The 24,791-nt window shown below is 49.1% G+C and carries 23 protein-coding genes; 7 read left to right on the plus strand and 16 right to left on the minus strand.

Annotation, left to right across the window (positions count from 1 at the left end; translation table 11 throughout):
* Window positions 1-95 precede the first annotated feature (95 nt).
* The 6 genes from ACO0LD_RS01245 to ACO0LD_RS01270 are packed head-to-tail and all read right to left on the minus strand — an operon-like array spanning window position 96 to window position 5,450.
* Entirely contained in the window at window positions 96-593 is a 498-nt protein-coding gene (locus ACO0LD_RS01245) for a lipocalin-like domain-containing protein (protein WP_423002946.1), read from the minus strand.
* A gap of 32 nt (window positions 594-625) precedes the next feature.
* Window positions 626-850, minus strand: coding sequence for a hypothetical protein (locus tag ACO0LD_RS01250; RefSeq protein WP_423002948.1), 225 nt, complete (start codon window positions 848-850; stop codon window positions 626-628).
* Entirely contained in the window at window positions 847-2,148 is a 1,302-nt protein-coding gene (locus ACO0LD_RS01255; RefSeq protein WP_423002950.1) for a PQQ-dependent sugar dehydrogenase, read from the minus strand. Before ACO0LD_RS01255 ends, ACO0LD_RS01250 begins: the two co-directional genes overlap by 4 nt.
* A 14-nt stretch (window positions 2,149-2,162) precedes the next feature.
* Window positions 2,163-2,702 (minus strand): manganese efflux pump MntP family protein, encoded by a 540-nt coding sequence (locus ACO0LD_RS01260; RefSeq protein ID WP_423002952.1) that lies wholly within the window; start codon window positions 2,700-2,702, stop codon window positions 2,163-2,165.
* Window positions 2,695-4,398, minus strand: a complete 1,704-nt coding sequence (locus tag ACO0LD_RS01265) for a PQQ-binding-like beta-propeller repeat protein (RefSeq protein ID WP_423002954.1) — start codon at window positions 4,396-4,398, stop codon at window positions 2,695-2,697. Before ACO0LD_RS01265 ends, ACO0LD_RS01260 begins: the two co-directional genes overlap by 8 nt.
* 17 nt (window positions 4,399-4,415) lie before the next feature.
* Window positions 4,416-5,450, minus strand: a complete 1,035-nt coding sequence (locus tag ACO0LD_RS01270) for a ferritin-like domain-containing protein (protein WP_423002956.1) — start codon at window positions 5,448-5,450, stop codon at window positions 4,416-4,418.
* A gap of 426 nt (window positions 5,451-5,876) precedes the next feature.
* Here ACO0LD_RS01270 and ACO0LD_RS01275 point away from each other — a divergent pair, with 426 nt between their 5' ends.
* Window positions 5,877-6,677 (plus strand): MipA/OmpV family protein, encoded by an 801-nt coding sequence (locus ACO0LD_RS01275; RefSeq protein ID WP_423002958.1) that lies wholly within the window; start codon window positions 5,877-5,879, stop codon window positions 6,675-6,677.
* An 82-nt stretch (window positions 6,678-6,759) separates the two neighbouring features.
* Here the strand turns inward: ACO0LD_RS01275 and ACO0LD_RS01280 are convergent, their stop codons facing one another.
* From ACO0LD_RS01280 to ACO0LD_RS01300, 5 genes are all read right to left on the minus strand, one after another.
* Window positions 6,760-7,908 carry an acyltransferase family protein gene (locus ACO0LD_RS01280; protein ID WP_423002960.1) on the minus strand — a complete coding sequence of 383 codons (1,149 nt, stop codon included), beginning with the start codon at window positions 7,906-7,908 and terminating at the stop codon, window positions 6,760-6,762.
* A 126-nt stretch (window positions 7,909-8,034) separates the two neighbouring features.
* Window positions 8,035-8,985, minus strand: a complete 951-nt coding sequence (locus tag ACO0LD_RS01285; protein ID WP_423002962.1) for a DMT family transporter — start codon at window positions 8,983-8,985, stop codon at window positions 8,035-8,037.
* A 90-nt stretch (window positions 8,986-9,075) separates the two neighbouring features.
* Window positions 9,076-9,900, minus strand: a complete 825-nt coding sequence (locus tag ACO0LD_RS01290) for an AraC family ligand binding domain-containing protein (protein WP_423004052.1) — start codon at window positions 9,898-9,900, stop codon at window positions 9,076-9,078.
* 75 nt (window positions 9,901-9,975) lie between these two features.
* Window positions 9,976-10,410, minus strand: coding sequence for a ribonuclease HI (rnhA, locus tag ACO0LD_RS01295; RefSeq protein WP_186951857.1), 435 nt, complete (start codon window positions 10,408-10,410; stop codon window positions 9,976-9,978).
* Entirely contained in the window at window positions 10,403-11,176 is a 774-nt protein-coding gene (locus ACO0LD_RS01300; RefSeq protein ID WP_423002964.1) for a class I SAM-dependent methyltransferase, read from the minus strand. Before ACO0LD_RS01300 ends, rnhA begins: the two co-directional genes overlap by 8 nt.
* Here ACO0LD_RS01300 and gloB point away from each other — a divergent pair.
* From gloB to ACO0LD_RS01320, 4 genes are all read left to right on the plus strand, one after another.
* Window positions 11,154-11,966, plus strand: a complete 813-nt coding sequence (gene gloB, locus ACO0LD_RS01305; protein ID WP_423002966.1) for a hydroxyacylglutathione hydrolase — start codon at window positions 11,154-11,156, stop codon at window positions 11,964-11,966. The genes ACO0LD_RS01300 and gloB overlap by 23 nt on opposite strands.
* 23 nt (window positions 11,967-11,989) lie before the next feature.
* Window positions 11,990-13,186, plus strand: a complete 1,197-nt coding sequence (gene earP, locus ACO0LD_RS01310; RefSeq protein WP_423002968.1) for an elongation factor P maturation arginine rhamnosyltransferase EarP — start codon at window positions 11,990-11,992, stop codon at window positions 13,184-13,186.
* A gap of 115 nt (window positions 13,187-13,301) precedes the next feature.
* Window positions 13,302-13,877 carry an elongation factor P gene (locus tag ACO0LD_RS01315; protein ID WP_423002970.1) on the plus strand — a complete coding sequence of 192 codons (576 nt, stop codon included), beginning with the start codon at window positions 13,302-13,304 and terminating at the stop codon, window positions 13,875-13,877.
* 340 nt (window positions 13,878-14,217) lie between these two features.
* On the plus strand, window positions 14,218-16,608 hold the full coding sequence (locus tag ACO0LD_RS01320) for a fused MFS/spermidine synthase (protein WP_423002972.1): 2,391 nt from the start codon (window positions 14,218-14,220) through the stop codon (window positions 16,606-16,608).
* Between the two features lie 80 nt (window positions 16,609-16,688).
* Here the strand turns inward: ACO0LD_RS01320 and ACO0LD_RS01325 are convergent, their stop codons facing one another.
* Genes ACO0LD_RS01325 through ACO0LD_RS01335 form a run of 3 tightly spaced genes read right to left on the minus strand, consistent with a single transcriptional unit; the run spans window position 16,689 to window position 19,232 of the window.
* On the minus strand, window positions 16,689-17,498 hold the full coding sequence (locus ACO0LD_RS01325) for a MetQ/NlpA family ABC transporter substrate-binding protein (protein ID WP_423002974.1): 810 nt from the start codon (window positions 17,496-17,498) through the stop codon (window positions 16,689-16,691).
* A gap of 46 nt (window positions 17,499-17,544) precedes the next feature.
* Window positions 17,545-18,204 (minus strand): methionine ABC transporter permease, encoded by a 660-nt coding sequence (locus ACO0LD_RS01330; RefSeq protein ID WP_423002976.1) that lies wholly within the window; start codon window positions 18,202-18,204, stop codon window positions 17,545-17,547.
* The gene (locus ACO0LD_RS01335; protein WP_423002978.1) at window positions 18,204-19,232 is read right to left on the minus strand and encodes a methionine ABC transporter ATP-binding protein; all 1,029 of its coding nucleotides are present in this window, start codon (window positions 19,230-19,232) and stop codon (window positions 18,204-18,206) included. The genes ACO0LD_RS01330 and ACO0LD_RS01335 overlap by 1 nt, the downstream gene beginning before the upstream one ends.
* Before the next feature lie 260 nt (window positions 19,233-19,492).
* Here ACO0LD_RS01335 and ACO0LD_RS01340 point away from each other — a divergent pair, with 260 nt between their 5' ends.
* Window positions 19,493-19,801, plus strand: a complete 309-nt coding sequence (locus ACO0LD_RS01340) for a hypothetical protein (RefSeq protein WP_162059391.1) — start codon at window positions 19,493-19,495, stop codon at window positions 19,799-19,801.
* Between the two features lie 82 nt (window positions 19,802-19,883).
* Here the strand turns inward: ACO0LD_RS01340 and ACO0LD_RS01345 are convergent, their stop codons facing one another.
* A complete protein-coding gene (locus ACO0LD_RS01345; RefSeq protein ID WP_423002980.1) occupies window positions 19,884-21,137 on the minus strand; it encodes a DUF1501 domain-containing protein in 1,254 nt (417 codons plus the stop codon).
* An 81-nt stretch (window positions 21,138-21,218) separates the two neighbouring features.
* A complete protein-coding gene (locus ACO0LD_RS01350) occupies window positions 21,219-22,799 on the minus strand; it encodes a DUF1800 domain-containing protein (RefSeq protein WP_423002982.1) in 1,581 nt (526 codons plus the stop codon).
* Window positions 22,800-23,164: 365 nt separating this feature from the next.
* Between ACO0LD_RS01350 and ACO0LD_RS01355 the strand changes: the two genes are divergently transcribed.
* The gene (locus ACO0LD_RS01355; protein ID WP_423002984.1) at window positions 23,165-24,742 is read left to right on the plus strand and encodes an ABC transporter substrate-binding protein; all 1,578 of its coding nucleotides are present in this window, start codon (window positions 23,165-23,167) and stop codon (window positions 24,740-24,742) included.
* The last annotated feature ends 49 nt before the right edge of the window (window positions 24,743-24,791 follow it).

The raw sequence follows: 24,791 nt of genomic DNA on the forward strand, positions 1-24,791 counted from the left end.
GGTCTGCGTTTTACCTTGAGCTATTGAAAAATAAAGCCTTAGCTCGTTTTATGACGAGTAAGGCTTTTCATTTCTACCGGCACATGACACCAGCGTCAAGTCAGGCGCTTCAGACGCCGCAAGTACTGGCCTGGCGTGCCTACATTCAGATAATCCTTGCCATCAAATACAAAACTACGCTTTTGTACTGTGCCGGTATAGGCGCGCATGACATCGGCAAATACATTCATGACTATGGTGCCACCCAGATGCGGATGGTTGGTATCCATCTCCACGGTATAGGTACCAAAATAGGCATACGGGCTGGCAGTGGCAAAACTGTCTATCAGCAGGGAGTGCGGTACTTCCCATGGCTTTTGCGGTGTCAGCCAGGAAGATTGTGGCTGTCCGCTGAAAGGGTCGGCCGGTATCGCCAGTGGTGGATTTTGCGAAATCATCAGACTGAAGTGACCGCTATGGTCATAGACCCAGTAACCTGCTGATGGATTACCCCAAGGGTAGGTTTTCTTGGTCGGGTCGCTGGGGTCGTCACCGATATCCCAGGCTTCGACCATTTCCCAGCTACCGATAAGGGTTTGTGCATTGAGGCTCATATGAAATTCCTTCTGCAAATTTAATCAACTGACTATTTTGGGAAACCTTCATTAATCCAGGTCTGGAACATGGCAACCTGTTCCTTGGTAAAGGGTGGGTAAGGCGGTGGTGGCATGCCCCCCTTTAACTGGCTCAACACCATATCGGCATTGAGCCTGACATCATCATATTTGGTCAGGTCCAGCCGCCACATCATGGAGGCACGAAACTGATTGAACAGCGGTGCGATATCTTTTTCAAACGAAACCTGGCTCATGATGTCAGCTCCATATTATCTACAGGAATTTTCCAGACACAGCCGCTACCGGCACGTGCACGTATATCTTTTTTTGCAGTGAATTCAAAATCACCAAAGTCCACTACATACATAAAAGCACCATCTGGCGAGAAGGCAATATCAATGGGCCTATGCCAGGGCACGGCAACCGAAGCTGGCAAAGCATGCTTGCTCCAGTCGCTGGTATTAACCCGGATGAGATTGCGCCCTACCCTTGGCCCCGGTGGCCCGGTCATGGGACGTTCATCACCAAATTGCGCGACGATGAGATCACCGGCATGGCGCAACCCGGCAGGTATGCGCGCTATTTTTACGGCGCAAGCATTAACATCAAAGGCCAGCAAAGGCTTTTCAGGTACTGGCAATTCTGCATGATTGCTCAATACAAACGCTTGTCCCTCACCTTGCGGATTGCGATAAACAGGTGCATTGATAGGCAGGCCGCCTAGATAATCTGGCCAGCCATACCAGGCTCCAGGTTTTACCTCAAACAGAAAATCAGGACAATTCCAGACAGGCCTTACACCGCGCACGTCGGTACCCTGCTCTGTCGCTATCAACCTGCCATCCGGCAAAAACAATAAACCAAAGGCATTGCGTATTCCCCAGGCCACCAGTTCCAGGTCTGTACCATCCAGATTACAGCGCATGATGCTGGCGGTGCATGGTGTCTGGCCTTGCAAGCGCGTCCCGCCTGCATGCACTTGACCAAAGCGGGCAAACGCGCTGGTAGAAATTTGCTGGCCTTCAGGGGCGGTAACTGTCGCAACTTGGTCGCTAAGCTCAATGTCATAGCCAGGTATATCTGGCGCATGCCTGGTTTCACGCAGCCAGGCCAGGTCGTGCGAATCCGTGCCTATGATGCCGCTGTTGGTCATGGCACCCTGGCCGAAATACATTTTATTATCTGGCCCTACCGCCACCATATTGGTGTGGTAATTGCCGAAGCCGGGCAAATCGTCCAGCAACACCGTCCACGCGTTTGTCTCCAGATCAAGGCGGCTGATGCGGCCCGGATAACCACCTTCGGAGATGATAAGGCTGTTGTCATGCCAGACCAGACCATTGACTGGCTGGCGCAAATTATTCAATAACTCCAGGACACTGCCATCTTGATTGACGCTGAGGACTCGTCCCCCCTTGGCTGCGCCATCAAATGGCAAACCCGTTTCAGCAATATATACCTGCTCCGCAGGAGACACTGCCACGCTGCTGGGAAAATTAAGATTTCGCACATAGGCATGCATGGCCGCGCGTTCGCTTTGGTCTTTTGGCATTGAGTGCCCGCCCGTCAGTCGTTATACATCATGCGCACGGCCAAAAAGCACATATAGGCACCTGCCAGCAATTCCACGCGTTTGGGCAAAAAATTACGTATCCAGTTAGCGAAGTACAGGCCAAAGCAAGCCATGCCCGCACTGATGACACCGATGATGATGGCCGATGTCAGCACAGGTGCACTGGAAAAGCTGACGCCAGCACCAGCGATGACATTATCAAGGCTCAATGCCAGAGGCAATCCCAGTAAAACCCCTGGGTGATTGACGAATTGCGGCAAACCTTTGGCTTCACTCCGGTAAGCCAACCACAAGATAACAACACCACAAGCCAGCATGGCAAATGGCGCAATGCTTGATGCAACCGGCCCAAGCATGGCAATCAGGCCACGTCCGAGAAACAGGCCCAGAATGGCAGCACCCAGCTCGCAGGCGCAAAAAGCCATTGCCAGCATATGCATGCGTTTGCGCTGCATGGGCAAGAGACCAAGGGAGGTGCTGGCCTGCAAATTGTCCAACCCGGCGACGATACCAAACAAGATGACTTCAAGCATGTTGATCCTCCTTATCCTTCAAACCATAGATGCGCAATACTCCGCCCTGTTTGCCAAATACCAGTGCGCCAGCCACCATATAATTACCCGCCACCGCTGGCCCCAGGCAATATCCGTAACCACCATTCATGCCACCGGTCTGGTCACCCAGATCATCATGCCAGAGCATTTTGCCGCTATAGACATCAAAGGCATACACAGCCACTTTGGAGGTGGAAAAGAACACCAGGTCATTGACGACCACAGGCGAGCTCAAACCAGATTCACCGGGTGTCCTGTACATGGGTGGTTGCGACTCTATATACAGACGCGGATCACTGTCATCCATGGCCCAGGCGTCTTCCAGGGTTTCCCAATCCAGAGCGCGCATGAAAGGGGTCGTGCGGTAATCTATGCCCGCTTCTACATTGTGATAATTATTGCCGCCTACACCGATGAACAGACGACCCAGCGCAGTGTGCACCGCTGCCGTGCTGTAGGTGCCTGAATAATTTTCCTGGTCTTCTTCATCTGACTCTTGATTTGGTACATAGGGGTCCATGCGCTGATCATTCGGTGACACATGCGGATCTACCGTGGGTATCTGGGTGCCATCGTTATAGAAAGGCAGTAATTGCCGCCAGTTCAGTAATTCCAGTGTCGCTGCATCAAACCTGAAGAAACCACCATTCTTGCAGCCAGCAGTGACGATGCGGCGGCCATTGATCGTCATCAGTGTCGGTGAGCCACCGAAATCAACATCGACGTCAGTAGCACGATAACTGCTTTCTGCCGGAGGCTGGCTAAAGCCGCGGAATTCACCGCTGGACGCATCCAGCGACAAGATGCCATTGGAGAAGCCTTTGCTGGGCAAGGCACTGTCAGGCACAGGATTGCCAGTAGCACAGTACAGGCGATCCAGCCGCTCGTCATAAGCAATTGAAGACCAGACCGAGGCACCGCGTATGGCAGGATTATTTGGCCCGATGGAATACATGGCTGGCAAAGTGCCACTCACAGATTCAGGCGGCAAGACATTGGGCAGATTGGGCACACCCTCTTCGTACTGGCAAGTGCAATATATCCATTGCACCTGGCCCGTCTGTGCATCCATGGCATAGATGAAACCAAAGCAGCCAGGGTTTTCCCCCTCACCCATGCCAACAAAGACGAGACCACTAGCATTAGTGCCATCTGTAGCCGCAATAACGGGCGATGACCAACCCGCTGCAGGCACACCCACCGAGACATCACCAAGATTGGATGTAGGTTGATTGAAATCAGGATCGGCATGGCGCAAATCCACCACCCAGTTCAAACTCAGGTCAGTTGCATTCAGGCAATAGAACTTGCCATTGAAGGCGCTGAAATAGACTTTATTGTCCCAGATAGCCGGGGTACAACCCATGCCCATGAAGCCATGCGTATCGCCCTCTGCAGGATCTATCGGCCATTCATAATGTGCCACCGTCGTGCCGCTGGACAATTCTATCTTCATGAACTTGCCACCATTGGCACCGGGCAGTTCATGATTATTCGCCAGACCCACGTACAGATAACCGTCGACGATAGCTGGTACGGACAGGACCGGGCCAGGGATGGCTATATCGTGCAGTAATTTGAATTGATCAAGTGTGTCACGACTGATATCACTGCCCTGCACTTCACCCGTGTGCGCAGTATCGCCATGGAACATCCACCAGTTAGTTTGCGTCATTGCTGCTCTCCAGAATATCAGGCGGGAATATAGTCAAATGTGGGGCCGGCAGTCTGGCCAGGAACGACTTCCTGCGTCATCAGCAACTGCGCCTGCTCTCTCAAGGATTGCATGGACAGTAAAGCCAGTGCGAGATTGTCGGGCTGCCCGTTAAAGACATTGTGCAACTTGCGCAGCATGTCAGAATAGGTACTGTTAAAAGTCAGGTTCAGGTCAGCAATGCGCGGCTTGCCTGCATAGCTATGCCGATTCGGATTACTGATGACAGGGTAAATACCGCAGGCCTCAAACTCTATGCGATGACCTTCAAATACCCAGGCAGGCTGGCCTGGTTTTGGTGTGGGATTGGCGATCAGTTTGCGACCATGGTAAATCTCTGCGTATTTGTAGTAATGCGCCAGTTCATGTTCAGGATCAATGGGGCTAGTGTCGCTGCCCTCGCCCTGCTCAACGATCATATCTATCGCCGCCAGCGCAGTTGCCTCATCATAGACACCTTTGTTTTGCAATTCCCTGAAGCCTGTTACCAATTGCTTTTCAGGCGGACCAGTAAAAATATTGCCCATCCTGGACAATTCGCAAATTTCTTTTTTTATGTGCGCATAGAACTCGCCTATGGTTACACCATCTGCCGGGGGTGTTGTGCCATCTACGGTTTTTTCTGGCTCTTCTATGACCATGAATACATCAAGCAGCAATTGCTTGGAAAGTGCAGCCAGGGGGACGATCAGACTGTCCTCCACTGAGCCTGGCAAGTTTCCGGGATAGTGAGGAATGAAGCGCGGATGATCAATTTTTGGATGTCCACCGATGGCATTAAGGACATTGCAGTCCAGCGACATGTGCAGCATCTCTTGCTTGACAATGGATTTGATGAGATGGGCTATTTCCAGATTCTGGTCTGTCTTGATCGAGTACAAGGCATACAAATAAGGCGGAATGGTCGAATGCTCCAGCTCTATGGCTGTCTGCAGGGAATGCTTGAGTAGCTTGAGCCTGTGATCAAAACTATTGTCACGGTGTTCAATTAACAGGTGCTTGAGGCGAATCATGAATTCTCCCGACGGGTAACAGTCCATTAACGCGATATGCCAGCCTGGGTATAGAGATATGCAGGCGACACATTTAACATTTTTACTAGCTTATTTAACATCATCCATCATGATTATAAAATACGCAAGTGCTTAGCTAAAAAACAAATAAAATTTAACAATCCTGTCTCTTTCATGCGCGCATAAACCTAGAGTCCATACATCTGCATCATATCCAGAAAGTCTGTTAAGTAACTCCTGCCGGAATTGAATCCACAAAAGGTACTGTAATGCAATACGTTTTGTGCAAGCACGCAGGGCCTGCAATTTTCCATTGGCATAGTTTTTTCATATTTGCGAGACTTCGCTCCGTGCTCTCCGCCGGGGAGTTGCAGCGCGGCGAAAATGCTGCAGGACTGTTTAGCTTTTATTGATTAAAGGATCACCATGAAACATATTTTTAAACTGACAGCCATCGCTTTTTCCAGCTTGATGGCCATGTCATTTTCTGCCCATGCACAAGACAAAACGGCGCAAGAGCCTGAGTCCACTGCAGTAGTAGGTGCGGGTGTGTTCTATGCACCTGAGTACATAGGCGCGAAGAAAAATCGCTTTGGCCCCGCTATCTATGGCGAATATCAAAACAAGAACGGCTTCTTTGCCAGCACCACGCGTGGTGTCGGTTTTGGTACGAAAGTAGATGACTTTTCTTTCAGCGCAGCATTGGGTTACCGTGCAGGCCGTGAAGATTCCCGTGATTCCAAATCCTTGTTTAGCTCGGATGATTTGAAAGGCATGGGCAATATCTCTGGCTCAGCGATAGCTAATCTGCAAGCAGGCACTACATTTGGCCCAGGTATCAAAGCCAGCTTCAACGCCAATATGGCACTGTCTCATAGAGAAAATGGCAATGCCTATACTTTTGGCCTGTCAGCACCAGTATTCCAGGTCGCAACAGACAAGATAGAAATAGGCGGTAACCTGACATATGGCGATGCAAAATATAACCAGACTTATTTTGGTGTGACGCCGACTCAAAGCGCCAATTCCGGCTACAAGGCATTCTCGGCAAAAGCAGGCTTCTCGCAGGCCACGGCTAATGTGGCGTGGACGCATGTGATAGACAAGAACTGGTCAGTGCGCAGTGCAGTAGGCGTATCACAGGTAATGGGTGATGCTGGCGATAGCCCTTTATCGAAAAAGAAAACAAATCCTTTAGTGATCACTACAGTTAATTATGCTTTCTGATTTTAACGATGTCCGTGTGAGCAACTCATATAGTTAAAATAAAGATGAGGGATATGGGTTCAGTTTGAACCTATATCCGTTTTTATTGCGCAACTTGTAAGCTGGTACGCAAACTTCTGGTTTTGTTACGCAAATACGTATTTGCTGGCTCTGCTACATAACGTGCCACCAAACCAGCAAGTACCGCGCTGAGCAACAGGAATAAAAACAGGCAAGGCAAACGCATTTCATATGACAATGTCTTCTTGCTGACAACATTGCGCATGAGCGCCAGCACGATGATATGGAACAAATATAGCTCATAACTGTGCCTGCCCATCCAGCCCAGCCAGACTAATCCCTTGCGGCTTGCCCAGCCTTGCTGAGATGATCTTATCGTCGCCATCAGGAAAACTGCACTGCATAGTGAAATCAAAGTAAAACCTTCGATTTCATGTCCACCTATGCCACGCAAATAAACGATCGCCAAAGCAAGCATGGAAAACCAGCGCAAACAAATCGTGAGAGTTTTGCTCAGCTCAATTTTTCGTGCGAGCAATGCCGTCAGGCAGCCTATTGCAATCGCATCAAAACAGGCGAAATAGGCATACATGTATTCAATTTCATTTTTCAAATGCTGGCTGCGGTAGATTGGCGCATAAACTATCAAAGCCAGGCAGAGCAAGATAAACAAGCTTTGCTTGCGCAAGACAATGCACAGCAAAGGCAAACAAAGATAAAACATTTCTTCGACAGACAATGACCAGTAAATATTGAGGCAATAATTAAAATAGCCCGCCGATTGCATGAGGACGTTATGCCAGAATGTCAGCACTGAACCCGCCGCAATAAAGAAGTAAGATGCTGGCAATTGATTGCCATTATCCGCATTATCAAAATTCGGTACACCTAGTATACCTAGCGTGACAATGATCAATAATGCCAATAACAGCGGCGGCATGATGCGGGCAATCCGCAATAGATAAAATTCACGCCAGTTGATTTTTGCCAGGCTACCCCAGCGCTTGACAGAGTTGGAAGTAATCAGATAACCGGAAATGGTGAAGAAGATAGTGACGCCATAATTGCCATTCAATACGATGGCGCGCAATAAATCTGGTCCGAGCAAACTACCAAGAGGACTATCTTTCAAACCCAGGCCCAGGGAAAAATGCAATAGCAAGACCAGCAAAATTGCCAGACCTCGTAAAAAATCAATCCCTGCATTTCTGCTACTTATATTTTCCAGCATGGGCAAGCATCCTTAAAACTCAATGAATACAAAAAAGAAGAGGATTGATTCTGAATCAACACATTCGTTTCTTTGTATACCATATTTTCAGGGATGAACTACCAGCGGAATAAGTGAAGCAAACTCCTAGTGAGTAACTTGGGGTTTTACGCGTAAGGCGGTGACTACACCAACAATCAATAAAATGATCCCTAGCAAAACCATGGGTTCCGGCATGCGTTTGCTCAGAATGAATGCGTAGGCCAGCGCGGCCAGTGTCTCAAACACAATAAGCTGCCCTGCCAGGTTGGTAGGCAAGCGCTGGCTGGCCTGGTTCCAGCACATCGTGCCCAGCCATGAGGCAAACAAACCGATGATCAGCATCAATGTGATGAAGTATTGTGGCCTGGGTCCAAACGGCATGGCAAAATCCTGCCCGCTCACACTCATGTATATCCATAAGCCCAGATAACCGAGCAAAGCCAGCGGCAAGGTGGCAACACCCTGGGCACTAGCCCAGACTCTGGGATTGCGGTCAGGGTGGTGACGCAGCCAGTCTGCATTTCTTAATGGGTACCAAGTCCAGCAGGCAACCGCAACCAGGGCGAACAAGCCGCCTATGATATAGGTCCTGATATCTTTGTCAGAGGCTGCCTGCAATGCGCTTATTTCGACACTGTTGACGCAGGCAACGCCAGCAAAAATAATCAATAGTGAAGGCAACATGCGCCGCCAGGCGATGCTGCCATCACGCTGGGCATTGCGATAATTGGCAGTAATGGCGATGACGACGGGCAGCGTCCCTATCAACATGGTAGGTAAGGGCGCACCAGAACGTTGTATGGCACTGGCCAGGCACAGGTAGTACAGGATATTTCCAATTGCTGCCAGCTTCAGTGCTTCCAGCCAGTCTGACTTGTTCAACAAACGCAATTGACGCCTGTCCATCCATGCTATTGGCAGAGTAATCAGGCCAAATGCCAGGTAGCGGCCAAATGATTGTAATGCTGCCGGATATTCAGGCAAGAGCAAAGGCCCGATGAATACCAGTCCCCACATCAAACCTGCTGCCATCGCATATAAAACGCCGATACCCATACTGTCCATCCCCTGAAAAGAAACAGCTTAGAGCATTATGGGGATGGCAGTCTTGTACCAGATTGCGCTTGCGAGCAATCAAAACAGAATTTATGCGCGCATTTGCTGCTGATAGCGTGCCGGTGTCACACCATAACGACGCACAAATGCCTTGTTCAAATGCGACTGATCTGTCAGGCCAGTTGTAGCCGCCACCTGCGCTGGTGGTAAGCCCTTGCCTAATAGGCATTTGGCTTCATACAGACGCAAGGCCATCAGCATTTGCTGAGGTGTCGCATGATACTGCGCCTTGAAGCTGCGTAAAAAATGAAACGGACTTAAACCCGCAACCAGTGCCAGTTGCTCAAGGCTGATACGTTCTGCCATGCTGGCACGCATATAATCCAGGACAGCAGCAAAGCGCTGTTTAGCCAGAGGTGCAGGTGCTTGCGGCGCACTGGCGAAGCGTTTGAATTCGAACAGGATATCAAACAAGAGGCTATCAAAGTTCAACTTGTCGGTGGCTTGCCAGATTTGCTCCAGCATGACACCCAATCTGCGCGCGCTGACCGCATCATGCGCCACCGCATCCTTGAACCACCAGCTGCGCTCACCAGTCACCTCTGCCACCACTTCTGGGTCTATATACATCATGCGGTAACGCCAGCCGGTGTCCGTCTCTGCCCTGCCGGTATGCAATTCATCCGGGTTCATCATCACTACCGAATCTTGCGGAGCCAGATGCTCGCTACCCAGATAACGGAAACGTTCTACCCCGCTGGCGATAGAACCCAGGCCAAAAGCTTCATGGGTATGCGGTTCAAAGGCATGGGCGACGATATGGGCGCGGTATAACTCTACACCGGGGCGATGTTGCGTCCTTTTGAATTCGGCACGGTCACTCACATGTTCAAAGCTTTCAGGCACACCGGGCATGGACAGAGCCCCCTGATCGCTTTGTTGTATGCTGGTGTGAATGTCCACTAAGCTCATGAGGTATCTTGTCTGCTTTTACAGTACTGTTTCAACACCACGGTTAGCCAGTTGATCAGCTCTTTCATTACCAGGGTGGCCGGTGTGGCCACGCACCCAGCGCCAGTCTATTTCATGGATGGTACGCGCAGCATCGAGTTGCTGCCACAGGTCGACATTTTTTACCGGTGCCTTGGAAGCAGTTTTCCAGCCCTTGGCTTTCCAGCCAGTGATCCATTCAGTGATGCCCTTCAATACATACTGGCTATCGGTGTGCAGAGTGATATGACAGGGGCGCTTCAATGCCCCCAGCGCTTGTATAACTGCCATCAATTCCATGCGGTTATTGGTGGTTTCTTTTTCGCCGCCAAATAATTCTTTTTCTTTATTACCCGCGATCAGCAAAGCACCCCAACCACCAACGCCAGGATTACCCTTGCAAGCGCCATCTGTGTAAATTTCTATATTATCCATTTGATTCTTTTGATTTGTTTGCAACTGGCAAGGCATGTGCACTGGATACCCGTTTTTGCTTCCATGCGGGTCCAATCAAATGCATGCCTTTTACTCTTTTCACGGCCTGCAATATATACACTGCACCAAAATAAGGCCACCAGCGTTGTCCTGCTTTTTCCATGAAACGATAACGTTGCAACCATTTTTCCGATTTGAAGGGGGGAGCATAACAACCAAAATCGCTGCTACCCACTTCCATATTCAATAACTTCAACCAATCCTTCAAACGCGGCGGGCTGATGAATTCACCCTCTTTGGGTAGAAAATAATTCTTGCTCAGACGCCCGGTGGCCTGCCTTGCGCCCCACAGGCTGGCTCGGTTGAAGCCGGTGATGATGACCCGACCTTCAGGTATCAATACCCTCTCCACCTCACGCAAGATCTGGTGTGGCTCTTCAGCAAATTCGAGCACGTGCGGCAAGACAATCAAGTCTATGCTGTGTGCATCAAAAGGCAATTCAGCAAAGTCATGGATGACAACGACAGGCCGCTTTTGCCCCGGCTGATTTTCATCCGGCATGCGGGAATTGGTCAGCCAACGATGTGGCATGCGGCTGGCAGCCAGCGCATCAATCTGCGGCAAACCTATCTGCAAGGCATTGAAACCAAAGATGTCCACCGTCAATTTATCGAGCATGGCCTGCTCCCATTGACGGATATAGCTACCTGCCGGCAGCTCCAACCATGCTCCAAGGTCTATAATGTTTTTTTCCAAAGCATCCATGCCTGATATGAAGAATTCCCTGAGTATATTGACTGTCCCCGCCTTTGACGACAATTATCTATGGATTATCCATGACGGCCAGCACGCAGCCGTGGTTGATCCTGGTGATGCCATGCCAATTTTACAAGCTCTGGCGCAACATCAGCTGACATTGTCCGCTATTTTACTCACTCATCACCATGCTGATCATATTGGCGGTGTGCCACGCCTGCTGGAACATGCTGCCGTGCCCGTGTTTGGCCCCAGCAACGACAAGATCGCGGTGGTCACCAAAAAACTCCAACAAGATGATGTAGTGACCGTGCCCGGCATCAACCTGGAGCTTAAAGTGCTTGATGTGCCTGGGCATACACTAGGCCATATTGCCTATTTCGCCCCTGAACAACATTGGCTGTTTTGTGGCGATACCCTGTTTGCCGGTGGCTGTGGCCGCCTGTTTGAGGGCACGCCCAAACAGATGCTGCATTCGCTCGACCAACTGGCTGCGCTGCCAGATGATACGGCAGTGTATTGCGCCCATGAATACACGCTGTCAAATCTCCGCTTTGCCAAAGAGGTCGAACCTGGCAACCAGGATTTGCTGGAACGTATCAAACGCGAACAGGCCAGGCGTGAACAAGGCATACCTACGGTGCCTACCTATATAGGTCTGGAAAAACAGACCAATCCCTTTTTGCGCAGCCGTGAAAGCAGCATCATTAACCGACTTCTGGACAGTGGCAAAATCCCAGTTGCACAAGATGATGTAAGCCATTTCGCCGCTTTGCGCGAATGGAAAAATCGCTTTTAAGAACGCTTTTAAAAACAATTGCAATGCATTCAACAGAAATAAATACAAACCCCGCTGCAAAAACTTTGGCCTTGTTTTGCAAGGTTGTCGATAATTTCGGCGATATAGGCATTTGCTGGCGCATGGCCAGGCAATTGCAGCAAGAACATGACATCGCCGTCACGCTATGGGTGGATGACTTGCGCAGTTTCCAGCGCATCTGCCCACTAGTAGATGCCGATGTCGAAGTACAGGAAATTGCAGGTGTCACCGTCAGGCACTGGCGCGATCAGCAAGGCTCATTTACCGCTACCGACATTGCCGACATCGTCATAGAATTTTTTGCCTGTAATATACCTCCTGGCTATATCGAGGCAATGGCAAAGTGCCAGCCGCGTCCCGTCTGGCTGAATCTGGAAGGCTTGACTGCCGAAGAATGGGTGGAAGGCTGCCACACCCTGCCCTCACCTCATCCATCGCTACCGCTGACCAAGCACTTCTTCTTCCCCGGTTTCAATAACAAAACCGGTGGCCTGTTGCGTGAAACCAGTCTGGATAGTGAACGCACAGCGTTTCAATCTGATGCTGCGGCCATGGAAGCATTTCTGCGGCAACTGGGACTGACTGAAGCCGAAATCCATGCCACCAGGATATCCCTGTTTTGTTATCCTCATGCACCAGTCACAGATTTACTCAAAGTATGGCAGAGTGCAGATACGCCCGTTACCTGCCTGGTACCTGAAGGTGTCGCCGCCGAAGCCATACAGACATTTTTGGGGCAAGCGGCCAAAGCAGGTGCTAGCGTCAGCCGTGGCGCATTAACAGTGCGCGTTCTGCCATTCATCCCGCAGGCCGATTACGACAAATTGCTGTGGGCCTGCGATATCAACTTTGTTCGTGGCGAAGATTCGTTTGTGCGGGCGCAGTGGGCCAACAAACCTTTCATCTGGCATATCTATCCCCAGGATGAAAACCTGCATCACGTGAAGTTGAATGCGTTTTTAAAAACCACCACATCTGTCACGGCAAGCCTGGTTGCCTTGTCGCATGCCTGGAATGGCGTCAGCCATCCGCCGCTGGACTGGCCAGACATATGGCTCGCCTTTCAAGCCGACCTTCCTGAAATTGCACGGCTTTCAGGCAATTGGCAGGAAAAAATGCACGAAAATGGGGATATGACGAGCAATTTATTGAAGTTCGTCAATTCAGTTCGGGCGGCAAGCCAAAAAGATGCAGTATAATGTTGGGTTAATTTTTAACCTGTTTTAAATCTCAATCAAACGTGGGCTTGCGGTGATTTTTTGCCAGTAGGCAACAGATGATTTTTATGCAACCTACTTTTTACGTATACTCGCTATGAAATTTGCAAAAGAAATTCGTGTTGGCAACATCATTATGGTCGATAGCAAACCAATGATCGTTTTGCGCTCTGACGTCAACGGTTCCAGCCGCACAGGCTTCACTTACAAGTGGAAAATGAAAAGCCTGTTGACCAACAGCCCACAAGAAAACGTCTTCCGTGGCGACGACAAGTTTGACGTAGTTGTATTGGACAAAAAACCAGTTACTTATTCTTACTTCGCTGACCCACTGTTCGTATTCATGGATCAAGAATACAACCAGTATGAAATCGAAGCAGAAAACATGGGCGATTCCCTGAATTACCTGAAAGATGGCATGGAATGCGAAGCGGTATTCTATGACGGCAAAGCAATCTCTGTAGAATTGCCAACCACTATCGTTCGCCAGATCATTTACTCTGAGCCAGCAGTCAAAGGCAATACTTCAGGCAACGTTCTGAAAGAAGCCAAGATCGAAAATGCAATCGAAGCAAATTGCCATATCGTTCAAGTGCCACTGTTCGTCAGCCAGGACGACATGATCGAAATCGATACACGCACCAACGAATACAAAAAAGTAGTACGTAACTAAGCAATAAGACGTAAAGACTGTACAAAAAACGCCGCTGAATATAGCGGCGTTTTTTTTCGTCCCAAAACAATGCATCACCATTCCAGCAACATCAAAACCTTCACTGCCAGGCAAAAGAATTTGCTTGGCAAACCTGAAGTCACTCACAAGTCTAGACAACAATCAAAAATCAGATGAATATGCTGTCATGAATTTATTCATTTGACAATATTTACCATGACCATTAGTATTTGAATGTTTTTTACTATTGCTTGCCTAAACATATTTCAATCGTGATGTGAGCGGCACGCAATAGACCCCATCAACAAGCGCCTGGATGACGCTCACTAACAATATACTCGTGAAAAAAATAAACACGCTGTTTGGAATTTTCTTTGCTTCTGGTTTTGCGGCTCTCGCTTACCAGATTTATTTCGCGAAAAAACTTGCCCTGGTCTTTGGCAGTCAGTCCAGTGCTACTTATACGGTACTGGCGATTTATATGGCAGGCATGGCAATTGGGGCGGCCATCGGTGCTGGTCTGGCAAAACGCACGCGTTTTCCGGTACGGACGTATGCCATGGCAGAATTGGCAATCGCCTTGTACTGTCTATGCACGCCCTACATATTTTCATTTGCACATGATATCTATCTGATGATCGCGGTCGGCTACAGGTCTGATTCTGCTTCTCTCGTCATTTATCAGGTTTTACTGGGCGCACTGGTCCTGCTTTTCCCGACCATCTTGATGGGCCTGACCTTCCCCTTGCTGGTGCGTGCCATCGCAGATAGCAAATCCTGTATCGCTTCCATCTCCTGGTTTTACTCCGCCAATACTTTTGGTGCTGCATCTGGTGCTTTATTGTCAGGTTACCTGATCATTCCTGCGCTGGGCATGAATGGAACACTTTGGTTGTCGTCAGCAATAGATATCCTGGTGGCGTTGCTGGCATTCTTGCTGGTGAGTGAAGCTAAAACATCAAATACCTTGCACACGGAAGGACAGGAACAAAGCAATCAGCCAGTACAAAGTTCACACCGTTTCGGCCTGCTCGTCTTGCTCGTTGTCGGCGCGCTTACGATGATGATGGAAGTCTCGACCATCCATTTGCTGGCGGTGGTCATCGGCAATAGCACCTATGCATTTTCCCTGATGCTGACCTGCTTCCTGGCTGGCCTGGCGCTGGGAGGCCGATACGCAGGCAAGGCATTCAAACGTTCTGCCAATGAGCATTTGAATGAAGCATTATTCTTGCTGACCTGCACTATCTTGTGCTCTACATTTTTGTGGCACCTTTCGTCATTGTACTTTTATGGATTGTCACAAAGCTCAGTTCCATATTCATTCTGGTTCCGTGAGTTCTTGCGCGCTGTCCCTGCTATCATTATCGCCCTGCCGCCGGCATTCGCCATCGGTGCCCTCTACCCGGTCAGCATGAACATTGCATCCAGAGGGCAGCATGATGGCATAGGTTTTCCATCCGCCATTAATACCCTGGGCAACATCGCCGGAGTATTGCTTGCGGGATTTGTGCTCTTGCCTGCCATCGGTGGATTTCATACCAGCCTGCTATGCGGCATTGTCGCCTTCGTGTTGTTGTTGGTTTCCACCTGGAATACGCGCGATAAATCTGCCCCGGCATTTCAGCAATATGGCAGCGCCATTGCAGCCACCGTACTCTTGATTGCCTGCCCCAAACAACTGGACTTGAATGTCATCGCCACCGGCATCAATACTTATTTCAGACCTACCTATTATGCAGGTTGGGAAATGATAGACCATGCAGAAAGTGCAGACGGCGGCCTGACCGCAGTTGTGGCAAAAGACATAGAAGGCAAAAAATTTAAAACCTTGACTACCAATGGTAAATTCCAGGGCAATAATGCCATGGAACGCGGCACTGAAATGGCACCTCAGACAGGCTATGGACTCATCCCCATGCTCCACCTGAATAATTATGACAAGGCACTGGTAATAGGATATGGCACGGGTGTTACGGCGATGGCAATCCATGAATCCGGCTTCAAATCCATGAAAATCGTTGATCTGAGCCGTGACTTGGTGAATATTTCCAATCGCCATTTTGCCGACGTCAATCAGCACGTTGCGTCACAAGCCGGAGTATCTTTCTTTTATACCGATGGCAGAAATTATTTATCACTGACGCATGACAAGTACGACCTGATCGCCATACAACTCACATCCATCTGGTTTGCTGGCACAGCATCACTTTACAATCAGGAATTTTATAATTTGGCGGCAAAAAAACTCAATGACGATGGCATACTGAAACAATGGATTCAGCTAAAGCATATGTCAAAACGAGATTTGGATGTCATGATCGCCAGTGTATCCCATACATTTCGCTATGTATGGATATATGCAGTAGGTACCCAAGGTGTCATGATAGCCAGCAATAGTTCAAGTGCATTTCCAAATAGTCAAAAGCAAGAACGCCTGCTGTCCATGAACACAAATGCGAAGATGAAAGCATATCTTGACCTGTACCCTAATGGGGTACGAAGCATTGCCGAAGCACTGATACTGACTCCGGAGCAAGTCAGGTTTATGGTTTCATCCAAGGAATTACTGCTCTCAAATGACAATAATCTCTTACTCGAATACAGCACACCAAAAGGCAATGCGATGAAAGATGCTGATTTCAGAGACAATCTTGATTATCTGAAAAGCTTTGCGTCTAAGCCATCACTGAAACAGGCGGCAACTGAAGCGACACCGATGAACAGATAATATCTGACAGAAGCTGGGCTTCAAAAAAAACATCCCTGCAAAAGAAATTTTGCAGGGATGTTTTTTATATCAACAAACTATTAAAAAGCAGGTACGACCGCACCTTTGTATTTATCTTCGATGAATTTTTTAACTTCAGGCGAATTCAAAGCGGCAACCAGTTTTTTGAATGCCGGACTGTTTTTATTATCTTCACGCGCCACCAGCAAATTTGCATACGGTGAATTTGCATCTTCAATAAACAAAGAATCTTTCACAGGATTGAGTTTTGCTTCTATCGCATAGTTGGTATTGATCAAAGCCAGATCAACCTGGTTCAATACACGTGGTAGAGTCGCAGCTTCCAGTTCCTTGAATTTCAGTTTCTTTGGATTTTCAATAATATCTTTTTGCGTCGCTGAAATATTTTTCGGGTCTTTTAACTTCAACAAACCCTGCTTTGCCAGCAGCAGCAAGGCACGGCCAGAATTGGACGGGTCGTTCGGGATAGCGACCGTAGCGCCATCAGGCAAATCAGCCAGTTTTTTGTACTTGCTTGAGTAGGCAGCAAAAGGTTCTACATGCACCTTGGCGATGGGTACTTCGATATCGTTCTTGTGACTTTTCTTGAATTCATTCAGGTAAGGCTGATGCAAAAAGAAATTGCCATCCAGGTGTTTTTCATTGACCTGTACTGCTGGCTGTATATAGTCAGTGAAAACTTTCACTTTCAAATCTACACCTTCTTTGGCCAGTTGAGGTTTGATAAATTCCAGTATCTCTGCATGTGGCACAGGGCTGGCAGCGATGTTCAAGGTTTCCACTGCAAATGCAGCTGGTGAAAACACGACAGCGGCTGTCAGGCTACCGGCGAGGATAAGGGATAAACGGCGGTTCAAGTTCAAAGGCATATAGGCTCCAATTTAAAAATAAAAACTTACTTAGTTACGTACTTAATTACTTGCGTGTGAATTTCAAAACCAGTTTGTCGCCCACGAATTGCAGCAACTGCACCAGTACAATCAAAATAAATACCGTGACCACCATGACCTCGGTTTGAAAACGTTGGTAGCCGTAACGCAGCGCCAGGTCACCCAGGCCACCACCACCGATCACTCCCGACATGGCCGCATACGACACCAGGGCTATCGTCGTTACTGTTGCTGCAGCCAGCAAACCAGGTAAAGCTTCCGGCAACAAGGCATGCCAGATGATTTGCCAGGTCTTGGCCCCCATGGCCTGGCAGGCTTCGATAATTCCTTTATCCACTTCACGCAAAACGTTTTCTACCAGCCGCGCAAAAAATGGCGTTGTTCCTATTACCAGTGGCGGTATGGTTCCCGGCACCCCCAGCGATGTTCCCATCAATAACAGCGTGAAAGGGATCAACACGATCAACAAAATAATGAAAGGGATGGAGCGTAAAATATTCACCACCACCGACAATACCGCGTAGAGAAAACCCTGCTCCAGCAATTGCTTTTTACCTGTCAAAAACAGCAATACACCCAAAGGCAAACCCAGTAGCACCGTGAACAGCAACGAGGTACCAGTCATCGTCAGGGTATCGAGTGTCGCCAGTGCGATATCACTCCAGTCAATTTGAGAGAAATCCATCAATGCACTCCCCCAGCATTAATTCTTGCGACACTGACGCCAGCATTGAGCAATAAACGTTCAACAGAATGTGACTGCGCTTGCGTGCTATGCAATTCGACCAGCAGTTGCCCGTAAGGCGTGTCCTTGATACGCCCTATTACGCCTTGCAAAATAGCGATATCAATCCCTGTCTGTGCCGCGATACGTGTAATGATGGGTTCATGCGTGCTGGACCCGACATAACTCAGCCGCAGCAAATGGCGGTCTAGGTCTTGATCGCTGCGTTCCAGCACAGACAAATCCAGTGCCTGATTTTCTGCAACCAGGCTTTGCGTCACCGCATGCTGCGGGTGCAGGAAGACATCGACCACATCACCAAGCTCAACAATCTCTCCGGCATCTATGACTGCCACCTTGTCGCAGATCGTGCGTATCACCTGCATTTCATGGGTGATCAAGACGATGGTCAGGCCCAGTTTTTTATTGATATCCAATAACAGGCGCAAGATCGCTTGCGTGGTTTCAGGGTCGAGTGCCGATGTCGCTTCATCACACAACAAAAGATGCGGATAATTTGCCAGAGCACGGGCAATACCTACCCTCTGCTTTTGTCCACCCGACAACTGTGAAGGATACTTACTGCCCTGATCTTGCAAACCTACCAGCTCCAATAATTCTGCCACCCTTACCTGGATTTCCTGTTTTGTATGTTTGCCACTCAGCTTGAGTGGGAAGGCAATATTCTCGATAACCATTTTTGCATGCAATAAATTGAAATGCTGGAACACCATGCCAACACGCTGGCGCAAGGCATGCAGCTGCTGCGTGTCAAAACTGGTGATGTCTTCATCATCAATGATGACTTTGCCTGCACTGGGACGTTCCAGTAAATTCAAGGTGCGCAGTAAAGTGCTTTTACCCGCACCGGAACGGCCTATGATGCCAAAAACCTGACCCGTTTCTATATTGAAATTAATATTATGCAAGGCCCTTACTTCGCGGCCCTGATGACTATAAATCTTTGCTAACTGCTCTATACGTATCACTGAATATCTGACCGGCTGTTGTTGCTGTTGGACTCAACTTTATCGAAGGCAACAAGTTTTTTCCAATCATATATATGCATTTGTATATACAACTATTCGTATAAGCAAAGTTGAAAAATGAATACGCACTATCAATTGAGCGGGCTTGATTAAAATTGACGTATGGCAACAAACTGCAATTTGTGGTTAAATCGCTTGTAATTTTGATCCAGGCTCGCTATGTTGAAATGACCCTGGTTCTAGTCTTAGGAGTTAATATCATGGTCACGTCCGTTACATCTTCGAGCGCAGCGCAAGTTGCACAACAACAGCAACTCTTGCAGCAGGCTGCTGCCGGGCAACAGAAACAAAGTGCGGAAACCATAGGCGCGGCAGCAGACCGCGACTCCGGTACGGCTGATGCCATTGCAGATCAAAAAAGAATTACCGCCTCACAGGCCGAGCAACAGGCGCAACTGGCCAGCAAGCAAAATGTCAAGCAGCCAGAACCGCCGCCGCCAGAGCAGCCCAAACCAGTGGTCAATACCAGCGGACAAGTGACTGGCACAACCATCAATACCACTGCCTGAACGCCGTACCCATACGAAAAAGCCACTCCGATTTAATCCAGAGTGGCTTTTTTACTTACTATGATCAGCAATTAATCAGCAATCAGGCTTTGTTCACAAATAAATTAAAGCTGGACCTGGCGTAAGATTGTTCAGGAAAAACCTTGAGCAATTGATGGTCAGACAAACCCATATGACGCTCACAGACCTGCGTCAATACCGAACGAAAATCGGTAGTCACCGGCACATCACGTCCCTCATATAACTGATCATTGCCAAGGCCACGCCAGTCGCCATATACCTTGCCGCCAGCAACTTTGCCACCTAGCACCCACATGACATTGCCATGTCCATGGTCGGTGCCGCCATTGCCATTCTGTTTGGCAGTACGGCCAAACTCTGACATCACGACTATCGTGGTGTCATCAAACATGGGGCCAAGACGTCTGGCCAGATTCGCCAGGCCCAGACCCAGCGGTGACAAACGATTTGCCAACTGACCTTTGCCTGCTCCCTGGTTGGCATGGGTATCCCAGCCGCCCAATGCCATAAATACCATCTGGATTTTAGGATCATTCTTGAGCAAGGTGGCAACGCGGGTACTATCGTCAGGAAAACCATTGGGCAAAGGTGCGCCGCCATCCGCAGCCTGCTGTTCTTTTTCCATGGACGCGCCCATCATTTCCTGGTGTGCTTCTTTAGCATCACTGAAGGCTTTGGCGTATTTATCGTTGTCCTTATACATCTGTTCAAAAGCTGCACCGACCTTGGGTCTGTCGAGCACATTCGCCTTGGTGCCCGCCGCACCACTGGCGATATTGCTGGCGGCAACCGTGCCTGACAAAATACGGGGCATGACCGCACCGACACTGACAGCGCGCGTTGGTGTCGCCGTGCCCGGCAAATTGCCGAGCAAACGGTTCATCCAGCCATCTGTCGTACCCTTACGTCCAGGCGTACCAGACTCCAGATAATCCTGGGCATCGAAATGCGAACGGGTAAAATCCGGTGAGCCACTGGCATGCACGAAAGCCAGCTTCTTTTGCTGCCAAAGATCCTGCAAATCTGCCAGTGCGGGATGCAGTCCAAAATAGCCATCGAGATCTATTGCACCGTCGCTTTGCCCTGGGCGGGCAAGTGCGATAGTCGGGCGCAGCCGTGCATAATTTGCGTCACCATAAGGAGCCACTACATTCAAGCCATCCACTGCCCCGCGCAACATGATGATGATGAGTTTGTTTTTTGTTGCAGCTTCCGTTGCAGCACCATTTGCCCTGGCGGCCCATGCACCATGGCCAACAGGAATCAACAAACCAGCCCCGGCTGCCATGGAATATAAAAAATTTCTGCGTTTCATTTTGTTCTCTTCGCTGTGGTTGCTACTTCGCTTACCTTGGTTTAGCTTATGCGGCAAAAAGCCGCGAGCCCGCCATCTGCTTCAACGCTGCATGAAGTCCGGGCTACCTAAAATGAGTGATGCACGTAAGGCTTCCTGATTGCCATTCACTATTTCTATGGTGCGACTTGATAAAACTGGCCCCAGGGTTTGTATTAAGGCTGGCGCACTCACTGCAGGCATGACTGCTGGCCTGTCCGTTTTTTCTTCGGCCTGTTTTGCCAATTGTTTTTTACCCATTTTTTCACCATCCTCAATCTCTTTATCGAATGGCAGGCGTCCAGTAGCCAGAGCGGTGGCAAAGTTGATGCGACGGGTAATTGCGTCCGGGTTCATCCAGGCATCCTGGGTGTTTTTATAACCGTCTGGTGTCTGGCTCCCGTATAAAGGCATGCCCAATTGTGCCAGCACACCCAAAGCTGGCCTGACGTTTTGCACAGGCGTATCGCTGGCCCGGATGGCTGATATGACATACTGATACGGGGTTTTGTATTTCACACCTATATTTTGAGGATCACGAAATTCGGCACTGGCAAACAGTGTCTGCAATACCGCCCGTATGTCACCACGGGTATCCAGATAACGTTTGGCTAGCCTCTCGACCAGCGCTGGCGCAGGTTTGTCTGCGACAAAATATTGCGCCAGCTTGAAACTCAAATGATGGGCCGTAGATGGATGCATAGCCAGCACATCAAGCGCAAATTCTGCTTCGGCCTGACCACGTACTGGAATAGTTTTTCCCAGCCATTGCTTGCTACCTTTATCATGCCTGTCTGTATCGAAATAAAAATTCTGATTACTCCTGACCATGGCACGCGGATCAAATGTCCAGCCTGTCAACATGCGCGCCAGCTCGGTCACGTCTTTCTGGGTGTAACCACCATCCACACCGAGGGTATGCAACTCCATCACTTCACGCGCATAGTTTTCATTCAGTCCGCTGGACTTGGCCTTTTGTCCGCCGCCCTTGCCCTGCTTGCCATTGGCATGAAAGTCTGCGGACGTGGATAGCCAGTTATCCAGATAAAACAACATGGCAGGATGCTTTGCCGTCGCTCCCAGCAAATCACGGAAGTTGCCAAAGACATAGGGACGTATGGAATCGCGCTCATAGCTGGCGACAAGTGCGCGGTCCAGACCTTTGCCATTGAACACATTGAAATGATTGAACCAAAAATCGACCATCACTTCTTCCAGTTGATGCGAGCTTTCTATGGCACGGTATAGCCTGGATTCTGCGGTTTGCTCAATGATGCGGCCGACCAGTTCACGGCGTTTCTTTTGCGCAGCATCAGACTCATCGTTGGTATCTTTCAAGGCCTTTTGATAATCAAACAAGACCGAGCCTGCACTCTGGCTCATGATATCGAGCGATTTCAATTTCTTTTGCAAGCCTTCTGGCAAAGACAGAAATTGCGGATTTAGCTGTTGCTCAATATAGGCATCTATCCCCATCTTTTTTACCCGTTCCACATCACCGGGGCGTGGACCGTAAGCAAGTCGATTCAATACATGCAGCGCTTCAGCATCAGTCGACGGTGCTGCTGCATAGACAGGAAAAGGGCAGATATTTAATGTGATTGCCAGCATCAGTAAGCCAGGGATTTTTGCCAGGTTTTTCATATGTTTTTAATACCCATTATTGAAACTGTTGAAGTACTTGCCTTGTGGAATAAGGCCTTGGCTATTCGTTCGTACTATGCAATCAATATAGTTTCATGCGAATAGCTTTCACAAGTAACGATATGTAAATCAGAATAAGCAAAACTGCGGATTGTTACAGGAACAATCCTGCCCGCCCCTCGCATAACACGCTCAAAAACAGGATTCGTGTCGTTCTTGCAGAATGTGCTTCCATTTGTAAGTTGGCCTTATCAAAATAATTAGAATACATTTCCATCTCATTTCAAATATGCAAATACATTTCCTGCTCTGATGAAATGGTCAGGCAATGGTAAGCTTGCAATATCGAAGCTTGAAAGTTGCCAATGTTTTTCATATCAAAAAAACTGTTTATCCCAACCCTGTTTGTCATGACTGCAGGCATTTTGTCGCCTGCCATCAGTCATGCAGCCAACCTGAAAATTGGTCTGGCGGCAGACGTCAACTCCATGGACCCGCATTATTTCAATAGCGGTCCGAATAACGCCATGGCGTCACATTTATTTGAAGCACTGGTCAGCGTTGACTCTGACGGACGCATTGCGCCGGGCCTGGCCTTGTCATGGAAGGCGATCAATCCCACTACCTGGGAATTCAAATTGCGCCATGGTGTGAAGTTTCATGACGGCAGCGAAATGACGGCAGAAGATGTCGTGTTTTCTCTCGACAGGCCAGCGCAGATAAAGAACAGCCCCGGCCCTTACACCAGCTTCACCAAGCAAATCGTTGGCAAGCAAATTGTTGATCCTTATATCCTGCGTCTGAAGACTGCAACGGCGTATGGCCCGCTGCCGCTGGACATGAGCTCTGTCTTTATCGTTTCCAGGAAAGCGGCATTGCAGGCCAGCACGGATGATTTCAATAGTGGCAAGGCAGCAATCGGTACCGGCCCCTACAAATTCGCCAGTTTCAAGCGCGGGGATGCAGTTGAACTGTCAAAAAACGATGCTTACTGGGGTGAGAAATCCGCCTGGGACAAAGTTAGCTTCCGCATTATCACTGCAGGCGCACCACGCATGGCTGCCTTGTTGTCTGGTGATGTCGATGCAATAGAAAGCATACCTCCGGCAGATTTGAGCAAGCTCAAAAGCAATGCCAAATTCAAGCTGGAACAAAAGATTTCCTGGCGTACGCTGTTCTGGCAACTTGATCATCATGCCAGGGTCTCGCCTTACATCACTGACAAGGCAGGCAAACCACTGACGGCCAACCCGCTGAAGGATATACGCGTGCGCAAAGCCATCGCCAAGGCCATTAATCGCACAGCATTGACTGAACGCATACTGGAAGGCCTGGCAGTGCCTGCATCCAACCTGGTCGCGCCTGGCGTGTTTGGCTATAACGATAATTTGAAGGTTGAGGCTTACGATCCCGAGGGCGCAAAAAAATTGCTGGCTGAGGCAGGTTACCCCAATGGCTTTGCCATTACCCTGCATGGACCAAATAATCGTTATATCAATGATGAGCAAATAGTCCAGACAGTTGCGCAATTCCTGAGCAAGGTGGGCATACAGGCCAAGGTTGAAACGCAACCGCTGGCAGTGTACTTCCCTAAGGCAGCAAAGGGCGATTACAGCATGGCCTTGCTGGGCTGGGGTTCACTTGCCGCTGATTTTGCTCTGCGCACGACTTTAGGCACCGTCAATCCCGAGAATGGCTGGGGTAGCTGGAACTGGGGCAAATACAGCAACCGTGCACTGGATGAGGCGATAGAATCTTCCCTGGCCTCTGTCGAGGCGGACAAGCGCGAAGCCTTTGCCAAGAAAGCAATGGCCACAGCCATGCAAGATTACGCCGTTATACCTTTGCACCATCAATACGCCAGTTGGGCACTGCGCAAAGGCTTGCACTACAAGGCAAGGACCGATGAATTTACCTTTGCCCATCAATTCAAACCAGACTGAATTAAAGCAAAATTGATGAAGCAAAAAAATCCCGCGACTTTGCAATCGC

Source organism: Undibacterium sp. Ji83W, assembly GCF_049340385.1.
GTDB lineage: Bacteria > Pseudomonadota > Gammaproteobacteria > Burkholderiales > Burkholderiaceae_D > Undibacterium.

Bases quoted from the DNA above. Each gene is read 5' to 3' on its own strand.
- ACO0LD_RS01255 (WP_423002950.1), bottom strand. From the start codon at position 2,148: ATGCCAAAAGACCAAAGCGAACGCGCGGCCATGCATGCCTATGTGCGA.
- ACO0LD_RS01355 (WP_423002984.1), top strand. From the start codon at position 23,165: ATGTTTTTCATATCAAAAAAACTGTTTATCCCAACCCTGTTTGTCATG.
- ACO0LD_RS01350 (WP_423002982.1), bottom strand. From the start codon at position 22,799: ATGAAAAACCTGGCAAAAATCCCTGGCTTACTGATGCTGGCAATCACA.
- ACO0LD_RS01345 (WP_423002980.1), bottom strand. From the start codon at position 21,137: ATGAAACGCAGAAATTTTTTATATTCCATGGCAGCCGGGGCTGGTTTG.
- ACO0LD_RS01315 (WP_423002970.1), top strand. From the start codon at position 13,302: ATGAAATTTGCAAAAGAAATTCGTGTTGGCAACATCATTATGGTCGAT.
- ACO0LD_RS01275 (WP_423002958.1), top strand. From the start codon at position 5,877: ATGAAACATATTTTTAAACTGACAGCCATCGCTTTTTCCAGCTTGATG.
- ACO0LD_RS01325 (WP_423002974.1), bottom strand. From the start codon at position 17,498: ATGCCTTTGAACTTGAACCGCCGTTTATCCCTTATCCTCGCCGGTAGC.
- ACO0LD_RS01300 (WP_423002964.1), bottom strand. From the start codon at position 11,176: ATGGATGCTTTGGAAAAAAACATTATAGACCTTGGAGCATGGTTGGAG.
- ACO0LD_RS01280 (WP_423002960.1), bottom strand. From the start codon at position 7,908: ATGCTGGAAAATATAAGTAGCAGAAATGCAGGGATTGATTTTTTACGA.
- ACO0LD_RS01285 (WP_423002962.1), bottom strand. From the start codon at position 8,985: ATGGGTATCGGCGTTTTATATGCGATGGCAGCAGGTTTGATGTGGGGA.
- ACO0LD_RS01260 (WP_423002952.1), bottom strand. From the start codon at position 2,702: ATGCTTGAAGTCATCTTGTTTGGTATCGTCGCCGGGTTGGACAATTTG.
- ACO0LD_RS01290 (WP_423004052.1), bottom strand. From the start codon at position 9,900: ATGCCCGGTGTGCCTGAAAGCTTTGAACATGTGAGTGACCGTGCCGAA.
- ACO0LD_RS01330 (WP_423002976.1), bottom strand. From the start codon at position 18,204: ATGGATTTCTCTCAAATTGACTGGAGTGATATCGCACTGGCGACACTC.
- gloB (WP_423002966.1), top strand. From the start codon at position 11,154: ATGTTTTTTTCCAAAGCATCCATGCCTGATATGAAGAATTCCCTGAGT.
- ACO0LD_RS01265 (WP_423002954.1), bottom strand. From the start codon at position 4,398: ATGACGCAAACTAACTGGTGGATGTTCCATGGCGATACTGCGCACACG.
- ACO0LD_RS01250 (WP_423002948.1), bottom strand. From the start codon at position 850: ATGAGCCAGGTTTCGTTTGAAAAAGATATCGCACCGCTGTTCAATCAG.
- ACO0LD_RS01270 (WP_423002956.1), bottom strand. From the start codon at position 5,450: ATGATTCGCCTCAAGCACCTGTTAATTGAACACCGTGACAATAGTTTT.
- earP (WP_423002968.1), top strand. From the start codon at position 11,990: ATGCATTCAACAGAAATAAATACAAACCCCGCTGCAAAAACTTTGGCC.
- ACO0LD_RS01245 (WP_423002946.1), bottom strand. From the start codon at position 593: ATGAGCCTCAATGCACAAACCCTTATCGGTAGCTGGGAAATGGTCGAA.
- ACO0LD_RS01340 (WP_162059391.1), top strand. From the start codon at position 19,493: ATGGTCACGTCCGTTACATCTTCGAGCGCAGCGCAAGTTGCACAACAA.
- rnhA (WP_186951857.1), bottom strand. From the start codon at position 10,410: ATGGATAATATAGAAATTTACACAGATGGCGCTTGCAAGGGTAATCCT.